The sequence below is a fragment of the Streptomyces sp. RPT161 genome (genome assembly GCF_027533845.1).
Taxonomy (GTDB): Bacteria; Actinomycetota; Actinomycetes; order Streptomycetales; family Streptomycetaceae; genus Streptantibioticus_A; species Streptantibioticus_A silvisoli_A.
In genome coordinates, this window is sequence record NZ_JAPZVN010000018.1 from 22267 (window position 1) to 36300 (window position 14034).

Annotated in this window: 17 protein-coding genes; 12 read left to right on the forward strand and 5 right to left on the reverse strand. The window is 69.2% G+C overall.

Annotation, left to right across the window (positions count from 1 at the left end):
* Positions 1-106 precede the first annotated feature (106 nt).
* Entirely contained in the window at positions 107-712 is a 606-nt protein-coding gene (locus O5O46_RS27000) for a polysaccharide deacetylase family protein (RefSeq protein WP_269858193.1), read from the forward strand.
* Between the two features lie 587 nt (positions 713-1299).
* Here O5O46_RS27000 and O5O46_RS27005 read toward each other — a convergent pair.
* Together O5O46_RS27005 and O5O46_RS27010 are read right to left on the reverse strand one after the other, a co-directional pair.
* On the reverse strand, positions 1300-1842 hold the full coding sequence (locus O5O46_RS27005; RefSeq protein ID WP_269858194.1) for a flavoprotein: 543 nt from the start codon (positions 1840-1842) through the stop codon (positions 1300-1302).
* Between the two features lie 529 nt (positions 1843-2371).
* Entirely contained in the window at positions 2372-3559 is a 1188-nt protein-coding gene (locus O5O46_RS27010) for a PP2C family protein-serine/threonine phosphatase (protein WP_269858195.1), read from the reverse strand.
* A gap of 77 nt (positions 3560-3636) precedes the next feature.
* Here O5O46_RS27010 and O5O46_RS27015 point away from each other — a divergent pair, with 77 nt between their 5' ends.
* A complete protein-coding gene (locus O5O46_RS27015) occupies positions 3637-3819 on the forward strand; it encodes a hypothetical protein (protein WP_333482430.1) in 183 nt (60 codons plus the stop codon).
* 88 nt (positions 3820-3907) lie between these two features.
* Here the strand turns inward: O5O46_RS27015 and O5O46_RS27020 are convergent, their stop codons facing one another.
* Complete coding sequence (locus O5O46_RS27020; protein WP_269858196.1) at positions 3908-4345, reverse strand: MarR family winged helix-turn-helix transcriptional regulator; 438 nt, start codon at positions 4343-4345, stop codon at positions 3908-3910.
* 98 nt (positions 4346-4443) lie between these two features.
* Here O5O46_RS27020 and O5O46_RS27025 point away from each other — a divergent pair, with 98 nt between their 5' ends.
* The 3 genes from O5O46_RS27025 to O5O46_RS27035 all read left to right on the forward strand — a co-directional run bounded on the left by O5O46_RS27025 (position 4444) and on the right by O5O46_RS27035 (position 6201).
* Positions 4444-5250 (forward strand): LLM class F420-dependent oxidoreductase, encoded by an 807-nt coding sequence (locus tag O5O46_RS27025; protein ID WP_269858289.1) that lies wholly within the window; start codon positions 4444-4446, stop codon positions 5248-5250.
* A 315-nt stretch (positions 5251-5565) separates the two neighbouring features.
* On the forward strand, positions 5566-5823 hold the full coding sequence (locus O5O46_RS27030; protein ID WP_269858197.1) for a hypothetical protein: 258 nt from the start codon (positions 5566-5568) through the stop codon (positions 5821-5823).
* 30 nt (positions 5824-5853) lie between these two features.
* Positions 5854-6201 carry a DUF6233 domain-containing protein gene (locus O5O46_RS27035; RefSeq protein WP_269858198.1) on the forward strand — a complete coding sequence of 116 codons (348 nt, stop codon included), beginning with the start codon at positions 5854-5856 and terminating at the stop codon, positions 6199-6201.
* A gap of 165 nt (positions 6202-6366) precedes the next feature.
* On the opposite strand, the gene O5O46_RS27040 is transcribed toward O5O46_RS27035, so the two are convergent.
* Positions 6367-6543 carry a hypothetical protein gene (locus tag O5O46_RS27040; protein WP_269858199.1) on the reverse strand — a complete coding sequence of 59 codons (177 nt, stop codon included), beginning with the start codon at positions 6541-6543 and terminating at the stop codon, positions 6367-6369.
* Positions 6544-7013: 470 nt separating this feature from the next.
* Here O5O46_RS27040 and O5O46_RS27045 point away from each other — a divergent pair, with 470 nt between their 5' ends.
* The 3 genes from O5O46_RS27045 (at position 7014) to O5O46_RS27055 (ending at position 7653) form a co-directional block, all read left to right on the forward strand.
* A complete protein-coding gene (locus tag O5O46_RS27045; protein ID WP_269858200.1) occupies positions 7014-7214 on the forward strand; it encodes a hypothetical protein in 201 nt (66 codons plus the stop codon).
* A gap of 115 nt (positions 7215-7329) precedes the next feature.
* Positions 7330-7524, forward strand: a complete 195-nt coding sequence (locus O5O46_RS27050; RefSeq protein ID WP_269858201.1) for a hypothetical protein — start codon at positions 7330-7332, stop codon at positions 7522-7524.
* Positions 7525-7551: 27 nt separating this feature from the next.
* Positions 7552-7653, forward strand: a complete 102-nt coding sequence (locus tag O5O46_RS27055; RefSeq protein WP_269858202.1) for an LPFR motif small protein — start codon at positions 7552-7554, stop codon at positions 7651-7653.
* Positions 7654-7917: 264 nt separating this feature from the next.
* Here the strand turns inward: O5O46_RS27055 and O5O46_RS27060 are convergent, their stop codons facing one another.
* Positions 7918-9534: an FAD-dependent oxidoreductase gene (locus tag O5O46_RS27060; RefSeq protein WP_443072636.1), complete on the reverse strand. Its 1617-nt coding sequence runs from the start codon at positions 9532-9534 to the stop codon at positions 7918-7920.
* Positions 9535-9906: 372 nt separating this feature from the next.
* Between O5O46_RS27060 and O5O46_RS27065 the strand changes: the two genes are divergently transcribed.
* From O5O46_RS27065 to O5O46_RS27080, 4 genes are all read left to right on the forward strand, one after another.
* Complete coding sequence (locus O5O46_RS27065) at positions 9907-11040, forward strand: SchA/CurD-like domain-containing protein (protein WP_269858203.1); 1134 nt, start codon at positions 9907-9909, stop codon at positions 11038-11040.
* Between the two features lie 62 nt (positions 11041-11102).
* Positions 11103-11516: a cupin domain-containing protein gene (locus tag O5O46_RS27070; RefSeq protein WP_269858204.1), complete on the forward strand. Its 414-nt coding sequence runs from the start codon at positions 11103-11105 to the stop codon at positions 11514-11516.
* Positions 11513-12781, forward strand: a complete 1269-nt coding sequence (locus O5O46_RS27075; RefSeq protein WP_269858205.1) for a beta-ketoacyl-[acyl-carrier-protein] synthase family protein — start codon at positions 11513-11515, stop codon at positions 12779-12781. Before O5O46_RS27070 ends, O5O46_RS27075 begins: the two co-directional genes overlap by 4 nt.
* Complete coding sequence (locus tag O5O46_RS27080) at positions 12778-14022, forward strand: beta-ketoacyl synthase N-terminal-like domain-containing protein (RefSeq protein ID WP_269858206.1); 1245 nt, start codon at positions 12778-12780, stop codon at positions 14020-14022. The genes O5O46_RS27075 and O5O46_RS27080 overlap by 4 nt, the downstream gene beginning before the upstream one ends.
* Positions 14023-14034: the final 12 nt, after the last annotated feature.

Consider the following 14034-nt stretch of genomic DNA (forward strand, 5'->3'; position numbering starts at 1 on the left):
CAACTGGTGGCATCCGGCGATCGCAGCGGCTGCTGTCGTGGTCGGGACGGCCTCGGCGGCGGTGCCTGCGTACGCCTCGCCTGTGAGTTCCGGGCCAGACTGTCGGGTGTCCAAGTGCGTGGCGCTCACTTTTGACGACGGCCCTTCCCGGTACACCCCGCAGCTGCTCAGTGACCTTGAGGCCCGGCACGCGGTGGCCACGTTCTTCCTCATCGGGCCGCATGCGCTGGCCCACCGGCAGGTCGTGCTGCGCGAGGCGCGGGACGGGAACGCGATCGGCGACCACACGGTCCACCACCCCCGCCTGACCGGGATCTCCTCGGCGCGGGTGAGCTACGAGATCACCACCGCCGCCCGGCAGATCGCCTCCATCACGGGGCACCGGCCGACCATGCTGCGACCGCCGTACGGGGCGTGGAACGCCCGCGTGCGAGCCCTTGCGGGCAGGGCTGGGCTGGCGGTGATCATGTGGAACGTCAATCCGCGGGACTGGAAGAACCACAACACCCCGCTCATCGAGCAACGCGTTCTCAATCACGTCCGGCCGGGCGCGATCATCGACATGCACGACACGTACGCGACCACCCCACCGGCCGTTCCCAAAATCATCTCCGGCCTCAAAGCCCGCGGCTACACCCTGGTCACCGTCCCGCAGCTGTTCGCGAACACCGGCGGCATCAAGTCGGGTGTGGTCTACCACCACGGGCCCTGATCAGCCGACCGCGAAGGGTGATCAGGCCAGGCGCCGCGCGTTGGGTGTGGCGGGCTGCGAGGTCCCCACGGCCCTCGGGGTGCGGCCCGCGTTCGCGCCCTGGACCGGTGAGGGCGCGGCCGGGAAGCCTCTCCGTGCCTCGGGCCGATTGCTGACGTACCGTCACGTAGGGATGTGAGTAAGCTCGTTCAGCGGGACTTGCCCGGCGTGACTGCTCCACTGGCTGGCGTTTGACCAGCTGGCTGCGTCGAAGCGGTTTGCGACGCCGAGGGGTGTTCTGGCGCCTGAGAGCCCGTAAGGCGTTCGTCCACGGCCCTGCCCACTCCGTAATTGCTCGCACCAGAGCCCCGGTCGCTTCCAGTTGCGCATCTAGCCAGCGCCGCCGGGCACGCCCTCCCCGGGCCGATAATGCGTTGTCGGCTTCAGCCGGGCTGCGAGAGCATCCGGTGTATGGAAGAGCCTGCCGAAATTCTCACTTCCGACCAGGTTGAACTGACGCTGAGACGGCTCCGGGGCATGCGGCCATGACCATGAGAGGGCGTATGACTGTTACCGTCGTCGACTGACTGGCGCCGCGTCCAGCTCGATCACCGCGGACTCGCAGCGCGCACCGCGTCAAGGACCAGGTGCCACGGATACGTTTCCGGACGTTCCTCGCCAGGTTGTTCGGGCACGAACCCGCCGTCGCCGTATACCAAGTTGACGCCGACCGACCGTAGCGTCTCCATGGACTTCTCGAACTGCGGGTGCTCCACGAGTGCCTGGTTCACGCACGGCATTGCCACCAGCGGAATGCCCTTCCCGATCGCCTCCGCAGCCACCCCGACGGCGAAGTGGTCCGTGATCCCAAGCGCCCACTGGTTGATGGTGTTGAACGTCGCCGGGGCCACGGCGATCACATCCGCAGGCGGCCACACGTCCGGCTCGCCCGGCAACTTGTATTCGCTCCGAACAGGGTGCCCGGTGAACGCCGCGAGCCTGCTCACAGACGAGTTGAGCCAGCGCGCTGCGGTCGGCGACAGGCCGACGCACACGTCCCACCCTTCCGTCTGGGCCTGCTCGACGGCGCGGCCGATGTCGACGACGGGCGGGGCCGCAGTCCCGAACAGGTACAACACGCGAGACGTCATACGCTCTATCCCACCCGCACTGCCGAAAACGCGCAACCGTCCCTGCCGGAGAACAGTAGAGGCGGAACACCCGTCACGGCAGTGCACGCCGTTGAAGACACGTACCGTTCCGGCTGACGAGGCAGGAACAAGCGGAGCCCGGTGTGCGCAGGCCCAAGGCGACCACACTGACAACGGTGTTGCCACGCTGCTCCGGACTCCGCGGATCTGGACGATGCGGTAGCCACGCGTAAGACGATCACCCAACCCGCCACCGCCACCCGGGGACTGGTCCGTGAGGTTCCGGCGGTGGAGCCGTTTGCATCCTGGCCTTCTTCGCAGGCCGGGCCTGAACCGTCGATGGCGCTGCCAGCACCGCACGTTGTCCGCCGCACCGCCTCCTGCTGCTACTTCCGCATGGAGTTTGGCGACCATGTCGCGCGTCGCGCGGTCTGTCGGGTCGCTGGTAATAGGTCGAACCACCGCACTCGGGCGTCGGGTCCGCAGTCGGCCGGGACGTGGGCGTGGCTCCGTCGACCCACGGCATCGCTCAGCGAGGTTCGGGCGGTTGCGGTCCGTTGCTGCGGTGGTGGTGCGAGGTGAGGTGGGGGTGGTGAAGGTGGTGGGGGGAGGGGGTTCGTTCGATGACGAGGACGGCGGCGTCGTCGGCGGGGTTCTCGCCGATGTGCGCGAGCAGGTCGCTCTGGATGTGGTTCAACAGGGTCTCTGGGCTGCCGGCGGGCAAGGAGCCCAGCCGTTCGATGAGCGGGTAGAAGGCTCCGGCAGGCGAGCGAGCCTCGATGACACCGTCGGTGTACAGCACGAGCATGTCACCGGCCTCGAAGGTGAACGGATCCGCGCTGCGGCGTGGGCTGGACAGGTCGCACATGCCCAGCGGGGGCGCGGGGCGGTGGGGGTTCAGGACCGTGACCTTGTGATCGTGTAGTAGGAGCGGCGGCGGATGGCCGCAGTCGAACATCTCTGCCTGCTCCTCGTGGTCGGGGATGTCAACCATCAGAGCGGTGATGAAGTGCTCGCCGGGGTCGTGCTCGGTGTCCGCGACCTCCTCCAGGTGGCGGCAGACGCTGTCTTCGACGGCGGCCGCGAGTTCGGGAAGGTCGGCGCACCGGTGAGCCCCCTCGCGGAACGCGCTCATCACCATCGACGCCTCGCCGATGGAAGCCAAGCCCTTGCCACGGACATCGCCGATGAGGAGCCGGGTGCGGGCGTCGTCAGCCCGGGCGATCGCGAACAGATCGCCGCCGATCTGCGTCTCGTCCTCGGCGGCCAGATACAGCGAAGCCACGCGCAACGGCCCGATCCGGCGGGGCGGGGGTCGCAGCAGTACCCGCTGTGCCGCCTCGGCTACTGATCGCGACCGGCTCAGCGCCCGCTCACGCCGCTCCCGCACGCAACTGAAGAAGACCACCATTGCGGAGAGCAGGGCCAGCGCGATGATCTGGGCCATGTGGTTGGCTGTGGTCAACCCGCCGTGGAACGTACTGACGAGTGCCAAGGCCACAACTGCCAGTGCCCCGACGAAGGCGGTGAGCCGCGGTCCACCGAAGGCGGCCCCGAGGGCCGGCGCGATGATCAGGAACGGGCCCAGATGGATGCTGGTCGGGGTGTAGATGTCCGCGATGACGATCACCACGATGAGCACGACCGGGACTGCGACCAGCCCCCGACCAGGGGGCCGCTCCAGCAGCCGGTCCATCGACACACGCCGACCACTCATGCGGCCCTTCTGCCCGCCGGTTCCCCATACATGCTTCAGGGGAGCGCAGCCCCCAGGTGGTGGGCCCGTGAAAGGTGGTGCTGCTCAGCCCGCTGGTCATTGATCCGCGGATCGAGGTCGCGGAGTACATGGACTACGGCGATCCTGACGGCGCGACCGGGTTCGAGCATCGCAACGTGCTCCACGGCTACGGGCCGGAGCGGCCGGGCGTCGGCAGGCACTACTACCAGACACTGATCATGCTTGGGCTGGCCGGATGAGGTGGAGCGGCTGGCTCTGTAGGTGTGCGTCCGAATGAACGGGCGGGCGGTCAGGGCGGTTCGCCATCGCTCGGGGCCGTGGTCGGCGTCAGATGCTCTCGGCCAGGCGCTCGATCAGCGGTGCTGCGGCTGTGAGGGTCTCCAACTCCGCAGCTGTGAAGTGCTGTTCGAGGGCGGTCGCGAGCTGCCGGGCTCGGGCGTCGTGCTTGCGTCGCAGCATTGCCAGACCGGTCTCGGTCAGCGACATGAGGACTCGTCGGCGGTCACGGGGGTCGGGGCGCCGCTGGACGAGGCCCCGCCCTTCCAGGCCGCTCAAAGTGGTCCCCATCGCCTGAGGGGTGATCTGCTCGGCTCTCGCCAGCTCTGCGGCCGTGGCCGGGCCGCCGCGATCCAGCCGTGCCAGCGCGGAACGTTCGGGCAACGAAAGCTCGCCGGGGGCCGACGCATGGCGGAGCCGCCGCGCGATCAGCCTGATGCCGTCGTAGAGCGCTCCGCCCAGGTCATCAACGTTCGCAGACTGAGCCATGGGGTCAAGCTAATTTCATCAACTAAGGTTGTCAAACTGGATTGTCAGCCCAGGCTGATGGGTTTAGCGTGTGAGGCATGAAGACCGAATTAGGCGCTATGACGTTCGGCATCCACGCCATTGCCACCGACGAGGCCATCCACCCCGCCAAGCTCGGTCCGGCCGTGGAGGAGCGCGGGTTCGGGGCCCTCTTCCTGGCCGACCACAGCCACATTCCGGCTGACAGCGTGACCTCCTACCCGCTCGGCGGCGAGTTGCCCCGGCAGTACTACCGGACGCTCGACCCGTTCACAGCTCTCGGCATGGTTGCCGGAGTGACCGAGAACCTGCTGCTGGGAACCGGAGTCGCCCTGCTGGTCCAGCGTGACCCGATCCAGACCGCCAAAGAGGTCGCCTCCCTGGACTTCCTGTCCAACGGTCGGGTGATCTTCGGTATCGGCGCGGGCTGGAACCGCGAGGAAATGCGCAACCACGGGACCGAGCCACGTACCCGAGGCCGGCTCCTGGACGAGCGGATGGCCGCGATCATCGAGATCTGGACCAAGGACCAGGCCGAATTCCACGGGAAACACGTCGACTTCAACCCGGTCTTCGCCTGGCCCAAGCCGGTGCAGCGACCGCACCCGCCGGTGTATGTGGGCGGCCAGAGCGCCAGGGCGATCGCCCGGGCCAAGCGGTTCGGCGGCTGGATGCCCAGCGCCACGACCGACGCCGGCGAGGTGCTTGAGCAGATGGCGCTCATCGGCCGGGAGACACCGGTGATCGTCAACGCCGTCCCGCCGGAGCCGGACATCGTCGCGGCCTACCGGGAGGCCGGTGCGGCGGGCATCACCTTCCATCTGCCCAACGTCCCGGAAGTCGAAGCGCTGCGCGTCCTGGATGAACTGGCCCGACTGATCGGCTGAGCCACACGCGCGCAGACCTGTTCACAGGTCTGCGCGCTCACCCTCCCGCGTCTGAGCCAGCAACCGCTGAGGTGCCGCGCCCATCGCGGGGGCCGGGGGTGAAGGCGGACTGCGCGTCGCTCGACATGGGCGACACAGGCGAGACGGGAGACACAAGCGACATGGGCGCCCCTCAGTCCCGTGTGCGACTTGGCCTCGCAGCCCCGCGCGCACCCGTGTGTCGCGATGTCGGCGCCTTCCGTGAGCTGACCCGGTGGGTCGACTTCACCCGCACGTGTGTCGCACTAGAAATCGAACATGTGATGCAATCTTGTGGTGACGTCCTATGCCTTCCCTGACGATCTTCTGCAAGCTCAACGAGCCTGGTATGCCGCGTACCGGCAGCTCGCCGAGGCGAACAACCCTGCGCAGACCACGGTCCTGCGGCGCACGCTGCAACGACTTTCCGTGAAGATCAGCACGCACCCGTTCTGGGCCACCGTGCCCGACCGAGGGCCTGCCGCGCGGATGGCGCTGAAGGAGATGGCCTGGGGTGCTGGGCAGGAGGAGACGAGGTCGTGCGCTCGCTCCTGACTGGTACGGGGTGCGGGCGGGTGACCGGGAGTGAGTGACCTCCCCCCGGATCTGAACCGCCTCCAGGTGCTGCGGACCTACCTGCGGCTGCAGTTGGAAGCGGTCGACGCGCGGATCCGCGAGATCGAACGTGCCCCTGGTGCGGCCCGTGGGGTGGCGTCGGGGCACCCTGTACACGGCAAGGAGGCGGCGAACGAACTGAAGTGGTGGCGCTTCGCCCCTGACGGTGCTGGCAACGTCGGCGGCACGCTGCACCGTGGGGACTGTCGCCACGCTGTCGGCGGGGCCCTGCTCACTCTGACTCAGGCCAGGCTGATCCTCGAAGAGGGCGCCCGGCCCTGTCGGCAGTGCGGCCCGGAGGCCCGGCTTCAGGGGTAGCGGACGACGGCCGCGTGTTTGACGTTCCGTGACCGCCGGGGCTTTCTGTGTCGGGAGACGTCCGGTTGGGCGCCTCGATGGGCGGGGTGGTCGCGCAGACGATCGCGATCGAGCATCCCGGTCGCGTCCGGTCGCCGACGGGGACGTACTCAGGCGTGTGCGCAGTCAGTCACCGCGATGCTGCTCGACGATCGAGTCCGCGTCCACGGGATCGTCGGTACGAAGCGTCGTGGCGTATTGCTCGGTCAGTTTCAGCTGCATCTCGCGTGACTGGGCCTCCACCCATCGGCGGTTCTCCGGGCTCAGCTGTTCCAGGAATCCGGAAAGGTCCATGTCGCTCATGGCTGGCCTCCTGTGGCTGGTGGACGAGGCGCGGAAGGCCTCATGAGGCAGCACCGGCGCCAAGCCTGGTCCAACGGGGGAGCGTAAGCCTGCGTTTGGGTGCACTTGAGCCGTATTGGTAGCAGATTTTGAGCCGGTTGTTCGCAAACCGAGATTGGATCAGGCGTTGCCGTAGAGGACGCGCGGCTCATTCCCTCGCCACTCCTTAAGGAGGTACAAGATGGTTCTTACCGGGCTGCTCGGAGCTGTCCTCGGGCTCGTCGGAGCGCTGCTCTCGATTCTGTGACGCGTGACGACGGAACCTGTCGGTAACTCCGCCTGCTCCTTCTCCTGGTTCGGCTTCGTTCGATTCCGTACGGGAGAAGGCAGCTGGACAGTCTGGCGATCTTTGACGGCGGCGGTACCGGTTACCGCCGAAGGAATAGCGGGTCGGCGTGCGCCCGAGGAGGGCTGGGCGCAGGGTGGGGGGTATGGAGGGTCCGCTGATCGTCGTGCATCCGCCTCGGGACGGCGAGCGTCTGCTGACGGTCCTCGGGGAGCCCGTCGGAATCGTTGATTCGCTGGGTGAGATCGAGTTGCTACTGCGCCGCGCGGGGCTGAGTCCCGCCGATGTCCTGGATGATCCGGATCTGATCGAGTGGCGCGGCGGCGGCCCCGAGGTTTGGGGCTAGATCGGTGTCGCGGCGCGGCGGGGTGCGCGCGGGGAGCTTCTCGGAATATGTAGGTGCAAAACGGAAGGAATTGCACATATGTGCGGAATATTCCGTGGTCGGGTGGGAGAGCGCGATGCCGAAGGCACCCAGGAAATCACGCAAGGCGGCCGAGAAGTCCGGGGAGAGCCTGTCTCGGGGCGCCGAGGAAACCGCGCAGGCGGGCGACAAGGACGTGGAGCACCGGGGGCACAGGGGCCGCGCGCAGCGCCCCACCGGAAGCGTCGATCCGTCGTCCTACACAGGGGTCAAACCGCCGTCCGACAAGTGAGCGGGCTTAGCGACTCTGGGGTGAGTGATGTTTCAGACGATTGCCGAGGTTCTGGGCTCCATCGGTCATGCGGTCGCGACGGCGGTGGCGGCACCGTTCCGTCTGGTCGCCAGGCTGTTCGGCGGCTGAATCCGCCCGCCGGGCCCAAGGTCCACGGTTGGGGTCTTTGTGTGCTCCCCGGGAGGAGCGCCGGGTGCGCCGTGTCGGTGCGCCCTGGGCCGTCCCACCGGGTTCTCCGCAGCTGCCGTCGGCGTGCCCGGCGGAAACCCCCGTCGACGTGGAACAGGACGCCGCCGTTGCGTTGGTGGGCACTGCGAATGCCCACCGAAGCCACTTGAAAGGCCGTGGAGGTGTGAGGTCCCGCCGTCAGCCCGACGCCTCACCCCCGACGCCTCATCCCCGGCGCAGAACGGATGCCAGGACCTTGGTGAGGGTTGTCGCGGGGTCGGCCGCGGCGGCCGTTGCTCGCCAGGCGACGAAGCTGTCGGGGCGAACTAGTACGGCGCCGTCCGGTGAAGTGCCGTGTGCCTGGGCCCAGTCGGTGTCCGGGTCCACGATCAGGTCGTGGCCGACCTGGTAGCACTCCAGAGGTAGCCCCAGCCGCTGGGCGACCCGACGCCCCGCCTCGAACCACGTGTGGCCGTGGGTGCCGCTGAGCAGTACCAGGGACCGTTCGTACAGGTCGAGCGAGGACATCCGTACCCCGTCCCTGCGCAGCCAGAAGTGCGGTGCGCGGCTGCCAGGGGCGGCGGTCAGCTCCAACTGGTCTGGTACGACGGGCGCGTTGGGGTCGGTGCCGACGACGGCACCCCGGTTGTAGCGGTAGCCCAGGGCGGTGGGCAGGACGCCGCGCTGCGGGCCGGTGGTCGGCGCGGCGTCGTAACCCGGGTGCCGGTGCTCGGTGGAACGGGCGGAGGCGCGCTCGCTCGTCGCCTGTGCCACCGGCTGCCGCTCGGCGCCGTAGGTCTCCAGCAGGCCGGGCCCGGCCCAGCCGCCCAGTACCGCGGCGAGCTTCCAGGCCAGGTTGTGCGCGTCCTGGATCCCGGTGTTCGAGCCGAAAGCGCCGGTGGGTGACATCTCGTGCGCGGAGTCACCGGCCAGGAACACCCGCCCGGTGCCGTAGCTGCTGGCCACCCGCTCCGCGGCGTGCCAGGGTGCCTTGCCGGTGATCTCCACCTCCATCTCCGGTACGCCGGTGGCGCGCCGGATGTGTTCGGCGCACCGCTCGTCGGTGAAGCTCTCCAACTCCTCGCCGTGCTCGGGGTGCCACGGGATGTGGAACACCCACTGCTCCCGGTTGTCCACGGGCAGCAGCGTGCCGTCGGCCTCGGGATTGCGCAGATAGCAGGCGATGAATCGGCGGTCGCCCACCGCGTCCGCCAGCCGTTTGGCCTGGAACGTCACGCTGACGTTGTGGAACAGGTCGCCGCGCCCGGTCTGACCGATGCCCAGCCGCTCCCGGACCGGGCTGCGCGGGCCGTCCGCGGCGATGAGGTACTGGGCGCGCACCGTGCGGCACTCGTCCGTGCCCCTGCGGCCGATGACGGCGGTCACCCCGTCCGCGTCCTGCTCGAAGGAGCGCAGTTCGGTGCCGTAGCGCAGGTCACCGCCCAACTCGCGGGCGCAGTCCAGCAGTACCGGCTCAAGGTCGTTCTGGCTGCACAGGCACCAACTGGTGGGGCTGAGGCGGGACAACCGGCCGCCCGGGTCGACCTCCTTGAACAGCCACTCCTGCTCGGTTCCGGTCAGCGTCTCGGCCTGGAGGATGCCGTGGTTGTCCGCCAGGACCGACGCCGCCACTTGGATGCGCGATTCCACCCCGGCGACCCGGAACAGTTCCATCGTGCGCACGTTGTTCCCGCGACCACGGGGGTGCCGGGAGGTTCCCGGGTGCTTCTCCACCAGCGTGTGCGGGACCCCCAGGCGCCCCAGGAAGAGGGAGGCGGACAGGCCCACCAGAGACCCGCCCGCGATCAGTACCGGCACCCGCTCGTCGATCTTCGCGTTCATCCATGGCTCCAGGCGTTGCGCGGATTCCCGAGTGCGGACTCCCGGATGCGGGAGCGGCTTCGCGGGTCACAGTGGCCCGCGTCATCGATCCTTGCCCGGGTGGCGGTGTTCCGCCCGGCCAGGTCACCCGAACGGCCTACACACGTTGCGGCATCCGTGGTAGCCCATCACCATCGATTCACGGGCCTGCTTCCGGAAATCCCGAAATAATTCCGGGGATTGGGTTCAGGTGGCGAAACTTTTTCGGAACGCCGCGGAAGGAACAATGCGTGCGGCCTGCCGGGAAGTTTATCCGGCCACCGCCCGTCCGGCATCCAGTCCGGCCCGAGGCCCGTTGACGCCGAGTCCCCTGCCCGCGAAGGAGCGGTGAAGATGACGGTGCTGTCCAAAGCCGAAGCGCCCCGATCCAAAGCCGGAGCACTTGAATTCATCCCCAGCGAATCCAAGCTGCGGGTCATTCTCGTGCTGCACATCAAGGACGGCGCCGAAAAGCGCTTCATGGAGGTCTACAGGACCCTGCGCGATCAGGTGGCGGAGGTTCCGGGACACATCAGCGACCAGCTGTGCCAGTCGATCCAGAACCCCTCCGAGTGGATCATCACCAGCGAATGGGAGGGCCCGGCCCCGTATTTCGCCTGGGTCAACAGCGCCGAGCACGTGCGCATGGTGGAGCCGATGCACGAGTGCGTGCACAACACCAGGTCGATGCGCTACGGCGTGGTCCGCGAGACCCGACCCGCTGCCGCCGCTCCCGTCCCGAGGGCGGAACGCCACACTGAGCGCCCGCCCGACGACGTGGTGCGGCACGCCGTCACGTTCACCGTCAAGCCCGGCAGTGAGCAGGCCGCCGCGCGGGTCCTGGCCTCGTACGCCTCCCCGGACCCGGAGGTCGACGCGATCACGAGACTGCACCGCACCTCGCTGTTCATGCGGGGCAACCGCGTGGTGCGGGCGATCGAGGTGATCGGCGACCTCGGCGCCGCGCTGCGCCACGTGGCCGGCCAGCCGGGCGTCAGGGCGGCCGAGGAGGCGCTCAACCCGCATCTGGAAGAGGCCCGAGACCTGGACGACCCGAAGGCCGCGCGTGAGTTCTTCATGCGCGCCGCACTGCCCGCCGTGCACCACCTGACGGTCGGTGACGTCAACGCCCCCGGCGTGCGGCGGCGTGCGCTGAGCTACCCGGCCCGGCCCGGCTGCGGGGCGGCGGTGGCGCTGTTCCTGTCCCGGCAGGATCAACTGGCCGCGGCCCGGCATCCGTCGGCACTGGTGAGCAGCACGATCTACCAGCGCGGCGACATCGTCGTACGCGTGGTGGACCTGCGCTCGGCCAGTGAACCGGACCCCCGGGTGATCCTCGGCATCGAGGGAGTGCGCGCCCCCGCCGTCCTCAGCCGACTGGTCGACGTCGGCGCCGACGGCGATCTGGGCACCAGCGCGGGGATCAGCCGCTTCCTCGCCGACTGCGACATGGACCTGGTCACCGACCGCCGGGCCCAAGAGCCCTGAGGACGGCGGCAGTTCACGGAGACAGGCAACCGCCCGCCCGACGCGATGACCGGGAGAACACCATGCCCACACAGACCGCACGCATCGTGCACATCGACGAGACCAAGCCCAACCGGCGACGCGGTGGCGACCTGCGCACCCTGCTCACCCCCACCACGGTGGGCGCCACGAGCGGATTCATGGGGATGGCCATCATCAGGCCGGGCGAGCGCATCGGGGAGCACTACCACCCGTACTCCGAGGAGTTCGTCTACGTCGTGCAGGGCCAGGTCGAGGTCGACCTGGACGGTGAGCCGCATCCGCTGGGCCCCGACCACGCACTGCTGATCCCGACCCACGTGCGGCACCGGTTCCGCAACGTGGGCGACACCGAGGTACGGATGGTCTTCCACCTCGGACCGCTCGCCCCCCGACCGGAGTTGGGGCACGTGGACACCGAGGAAGGGCCGCCCGAACCGGCGAAGGCGGTGTCGTGATGCGACGTGTGGCCGTCACCGGCGTCGGCGTGGTCGCGCCCGGCGGAGTGGGGGTGCCCGCGTTCTGGGACATGCTCACCGCCGGACGCACCGCGACCCGGGGGATCACCCTGTTCGACCCCGAGGGGTTCCGCTCCCGGATCGCCGCCGAGTGCGACTTCGACCCGATCCAGTGCGGCCTCGACGCCGACCAGGTCGAACGCGCCGACCGGTACGTACAGTTCGCGCTGGTGGCCGTGGACGAGGCGGTGCGTGACGCCGGCCTCGACCTGGCGGCGGAGAACCCCTGGCGGATCGGGGTGTCGCTCGGCTCCGCGGTCGGCGGCACCACCCGGCTGGAAGCCGATTACGTGCGGGTCAGCGGCGCTGGCGAGCGCTGGGACGTGGACCACCAGCACGCCCGGCCGCATCTGCACCGTGCCTTCTCGCCCAGCGCGCTCGCCTCCGAGGTGGCGGAACGCACCGGCGCGCACGGTCCCGTGCAGACCGTGTCCACCGGCTGCACCTCGGGCCTGGACGCGGTGGGGTACGCCTTCCACGCCATCGAGGAGGGCGACGCCGATGTCATCGTCGCCGGTGCCGCGGACTCGCCCATCTCGCCCATCACGGTGGCGTGTTTCGACGCGATCCGGGCCACGTCCCCCAACAACGACGACCCGGAACACGCCTCACGGCCGTTCGACGCGCGCCGGGACGGTTTCGTCATGGGCGAGGGCGGTGCGGTGCTGGTACTGGAGGAGGCGGAGCACGCACGGCGGCGTGGGGCGCGGATCTACTGCGAGATCGGCGGCTTCGCCACGTTCGGCAACGCCTACCACATGACCGGGCTGACCCGGGAAGGACTGGAGATGTCCCGGGCGATCGACAACGCACTGGACCATGCGCGCATCGACCGCTCCGACGTCGACTACGTCAACGCTCACGGCTCCGGCACCAAGCAGAACGACCGGCACGAGACGGCGGCGGTCAAAAGGTCGCTGGGTGAGCACGCCTATGCGACACCGATGAGTTCGATCAAGTCCATGGTGGGGCACTCGCTCGGCGCGATAGGCGCGATAGAGCTGGCCGCCTGCACCCTCGCCCTGGCAAACGGCGTCATACCGCCGACCGCCAACTACGAGACGCCCGACCCCGAGTGCGACCTGGACTACGTGCCGCGCACCGCGCGCGCGGTACCGCTGCGCACCGTCCTGTCGGTCGGCAGTGGATTCGGTGGATTCCAGTCCGCTGTCGTCCTCAACCGCAGGGAGAGGCGGACACGATGAGTCAGCGCAACAGCCGCCGTGTGGTGGTGACCGGAATCGGTGTGATCGCCCCCAACGGGGTGGGCAACCGGGCGTTCTGGAAGGCCACCAAGGAAGGTGTCAGTGCCCTCGACACGATCTCCCACGACGGCTGCCGGAACTATCCGCTCCGGATCGCCGGGGAGGTAAGGGGCTTCGACCCCGCGGACGCGATCGAGGGCCAGTACCTGGTGCAGACCGACCGGTTCACGCACTTCGCGATGGCCGCGGCCGACCTGGCGAAGGACGACGCCCGGCTCGACACCACCGGACTGTCTCCGTACGCGGTGGGCGTCGCCACCGCGTCCGGCTCCGGCGGCGGCGAGTTCGGCCAGGGCGAACTGCAGCAACTGTGGGGCCGGGGGCCGAAGTTCGTCGGCCCATACCAGTCCATCGCCTGGTTCTACGCGGCGAGCACCGGCCAGATCTCGATCCGCGGCCAGCACAAGGGGCCGTGCGGAGTACTGGCCAACGACGAGGCCGGGGGGCTGGACGCGATCGCCCACGCCTGCCGGAACACCCGGCACGGCGCCGACGCGGTCATCGTCGGATCCACCGAGGCACCGCTGGCGCCGTACTCGATCGTCTGCCAGCTCGGCTACCCGGAACTCAGCCGGGCGGACGTCCCCGAACGCGCCTATCTCCCGTTCACCGCGGACGCCTGCGGCTTCGCGCCCGGGGAGGGCGGGGCGATGCTGGTGGTCGAGGACGAGGAGGCGGCCCGGCGGCGCGGCGCCACGCCCAGGGCGGAGGTCCGCGGCCACGCCGCCACGTTCACCGGCGCCTCCGCCTGGGAGCGGTCCCGGGAGGGGCTGGTGCACGCCATCCGCGGCGCACTGGACCAGGCCCGGTGCGCCCCGGAAGAGGTCGACGTGGTGTTCGCCGACGCGCTCGGGGTGCCTGCCGCGGACCGGGCCGAGGCGCTGGCCATCAACGAGGCGCTGGGCCGCCGGGCCGCCGAAGTACCGGTGACCGCACCGAAGACCGGTTTCGGCAGGGCGTACTGCGGGGCCCCGGTACTGGACGTGGCCACCGCGGTGCTCGCCATGGAGCACGGCCTGGTGCCACCCACCCCCAACGTGGTCGACGTCATCCACGACATCGACCTTGTCACCGGCCTCGCCCGCCCCACCGAGGTGCGCACCGCGCTTGTGCTCAGCCGCGGACTGATGGGGTGCAACGCCGCGCTCGTGCTGCGACGCGGCGCCGACAAGCCGGCATGACGGCAGCGCCGT

What these genes read in the sequence shown, in the direction of transcription:
- O5O46_RS27040 (WP_269858199.1), bottom strand. Translation starts at nt 6,543, where the DNA reads ATGAGCGACATGGACCTTTCCGGATTCCTGGAACAGCTGAGCCCGGAG.
- O5O46_RS27080 (WP_269858206.1), top strand. Translation starts at nt 12,778, where the DNA reads ATGAGTCAGCGCAACAGCCGCCGTGTGGTGGTGACCGGAATCGGTGTG.
- O5O46_RS27060 (WP_443072636.1), bottom strand. Translation starts at nt 9,534, where the DNA reads ATGAACGCGAAGATCGACGAGCGGGTGCCGGTACTGATCGCGGGCGGG.
- O5O46_RS27065 (WP_269858203.1), top strand. Translation starts at nt 9,907, where the DNA reads ATGACGGTGCTGTCCAAAGCCGAAGCGCCCCGATCCAAAGCCGGAGCA.
- O5O46_RS27020 (WP_269858196.1), bottom strand. Translation starts at nt 4,345, where the DNA reads ATGGCTCAGTCTGCGAACGTTGATGACCTGGGCGGAGCGCTCTACGAC.
- O5O46_RS27010 (WP_269858195.1), bottom strand. Translation starts at nt 3,559, where the DNA reads ATGAGTGGTCGGCGTGTGTCGATGGACCGGCTGCTGGAGCGGCCCCCT.
- O5O46_RS27070 (WP_269858204.1), top strand. Translation starts at nt 11,103, where the DNA reads ATGCCCACACAGACCGCACGCATCGTGCACATCGACGAGACCAAGCCC.
- O5O46_RS27025 (WP_269858289.1), top strand. Translation starts at nt 4,444, where the DNA reads ATGACGTTCGGCATCCACGCCATTGCCACCGACGAGGCCATCCACCCC.
- O5O46_RS27055 (WP_269858202.1), top strand. Translation starts at nt 7,552, where the DNA reads ATGTTTCAGACGATTGCCGAGGTTCTGGGCTCCATCGGTCATGCGGTC.
- O5O46_RS27050 (WP_269858201.1), top strand. Translation starts at nt 7,330, where the DNA reads ATGCCGAAGGCACCCAGGAAATCACGCAAGGCGGCCGAGAAGTCCGGG.
- O5O46_RS27005 (WP_269858194.1), bottom strand. Translation starts at nt 1,842, where the DNA reads ATGACGTCTCGCGTGTTGTACCTGTTCGGGACTGCGGCCCCGCCCGTC.
- O5O46_RS27045 (WP_269858200.1), top strand. Translation starts at nt 7,014, where the DNA reads ATGGAGGGTCCGCTGATCGTCGTGCATCCGCCTCGGGACGGCGAGCGT.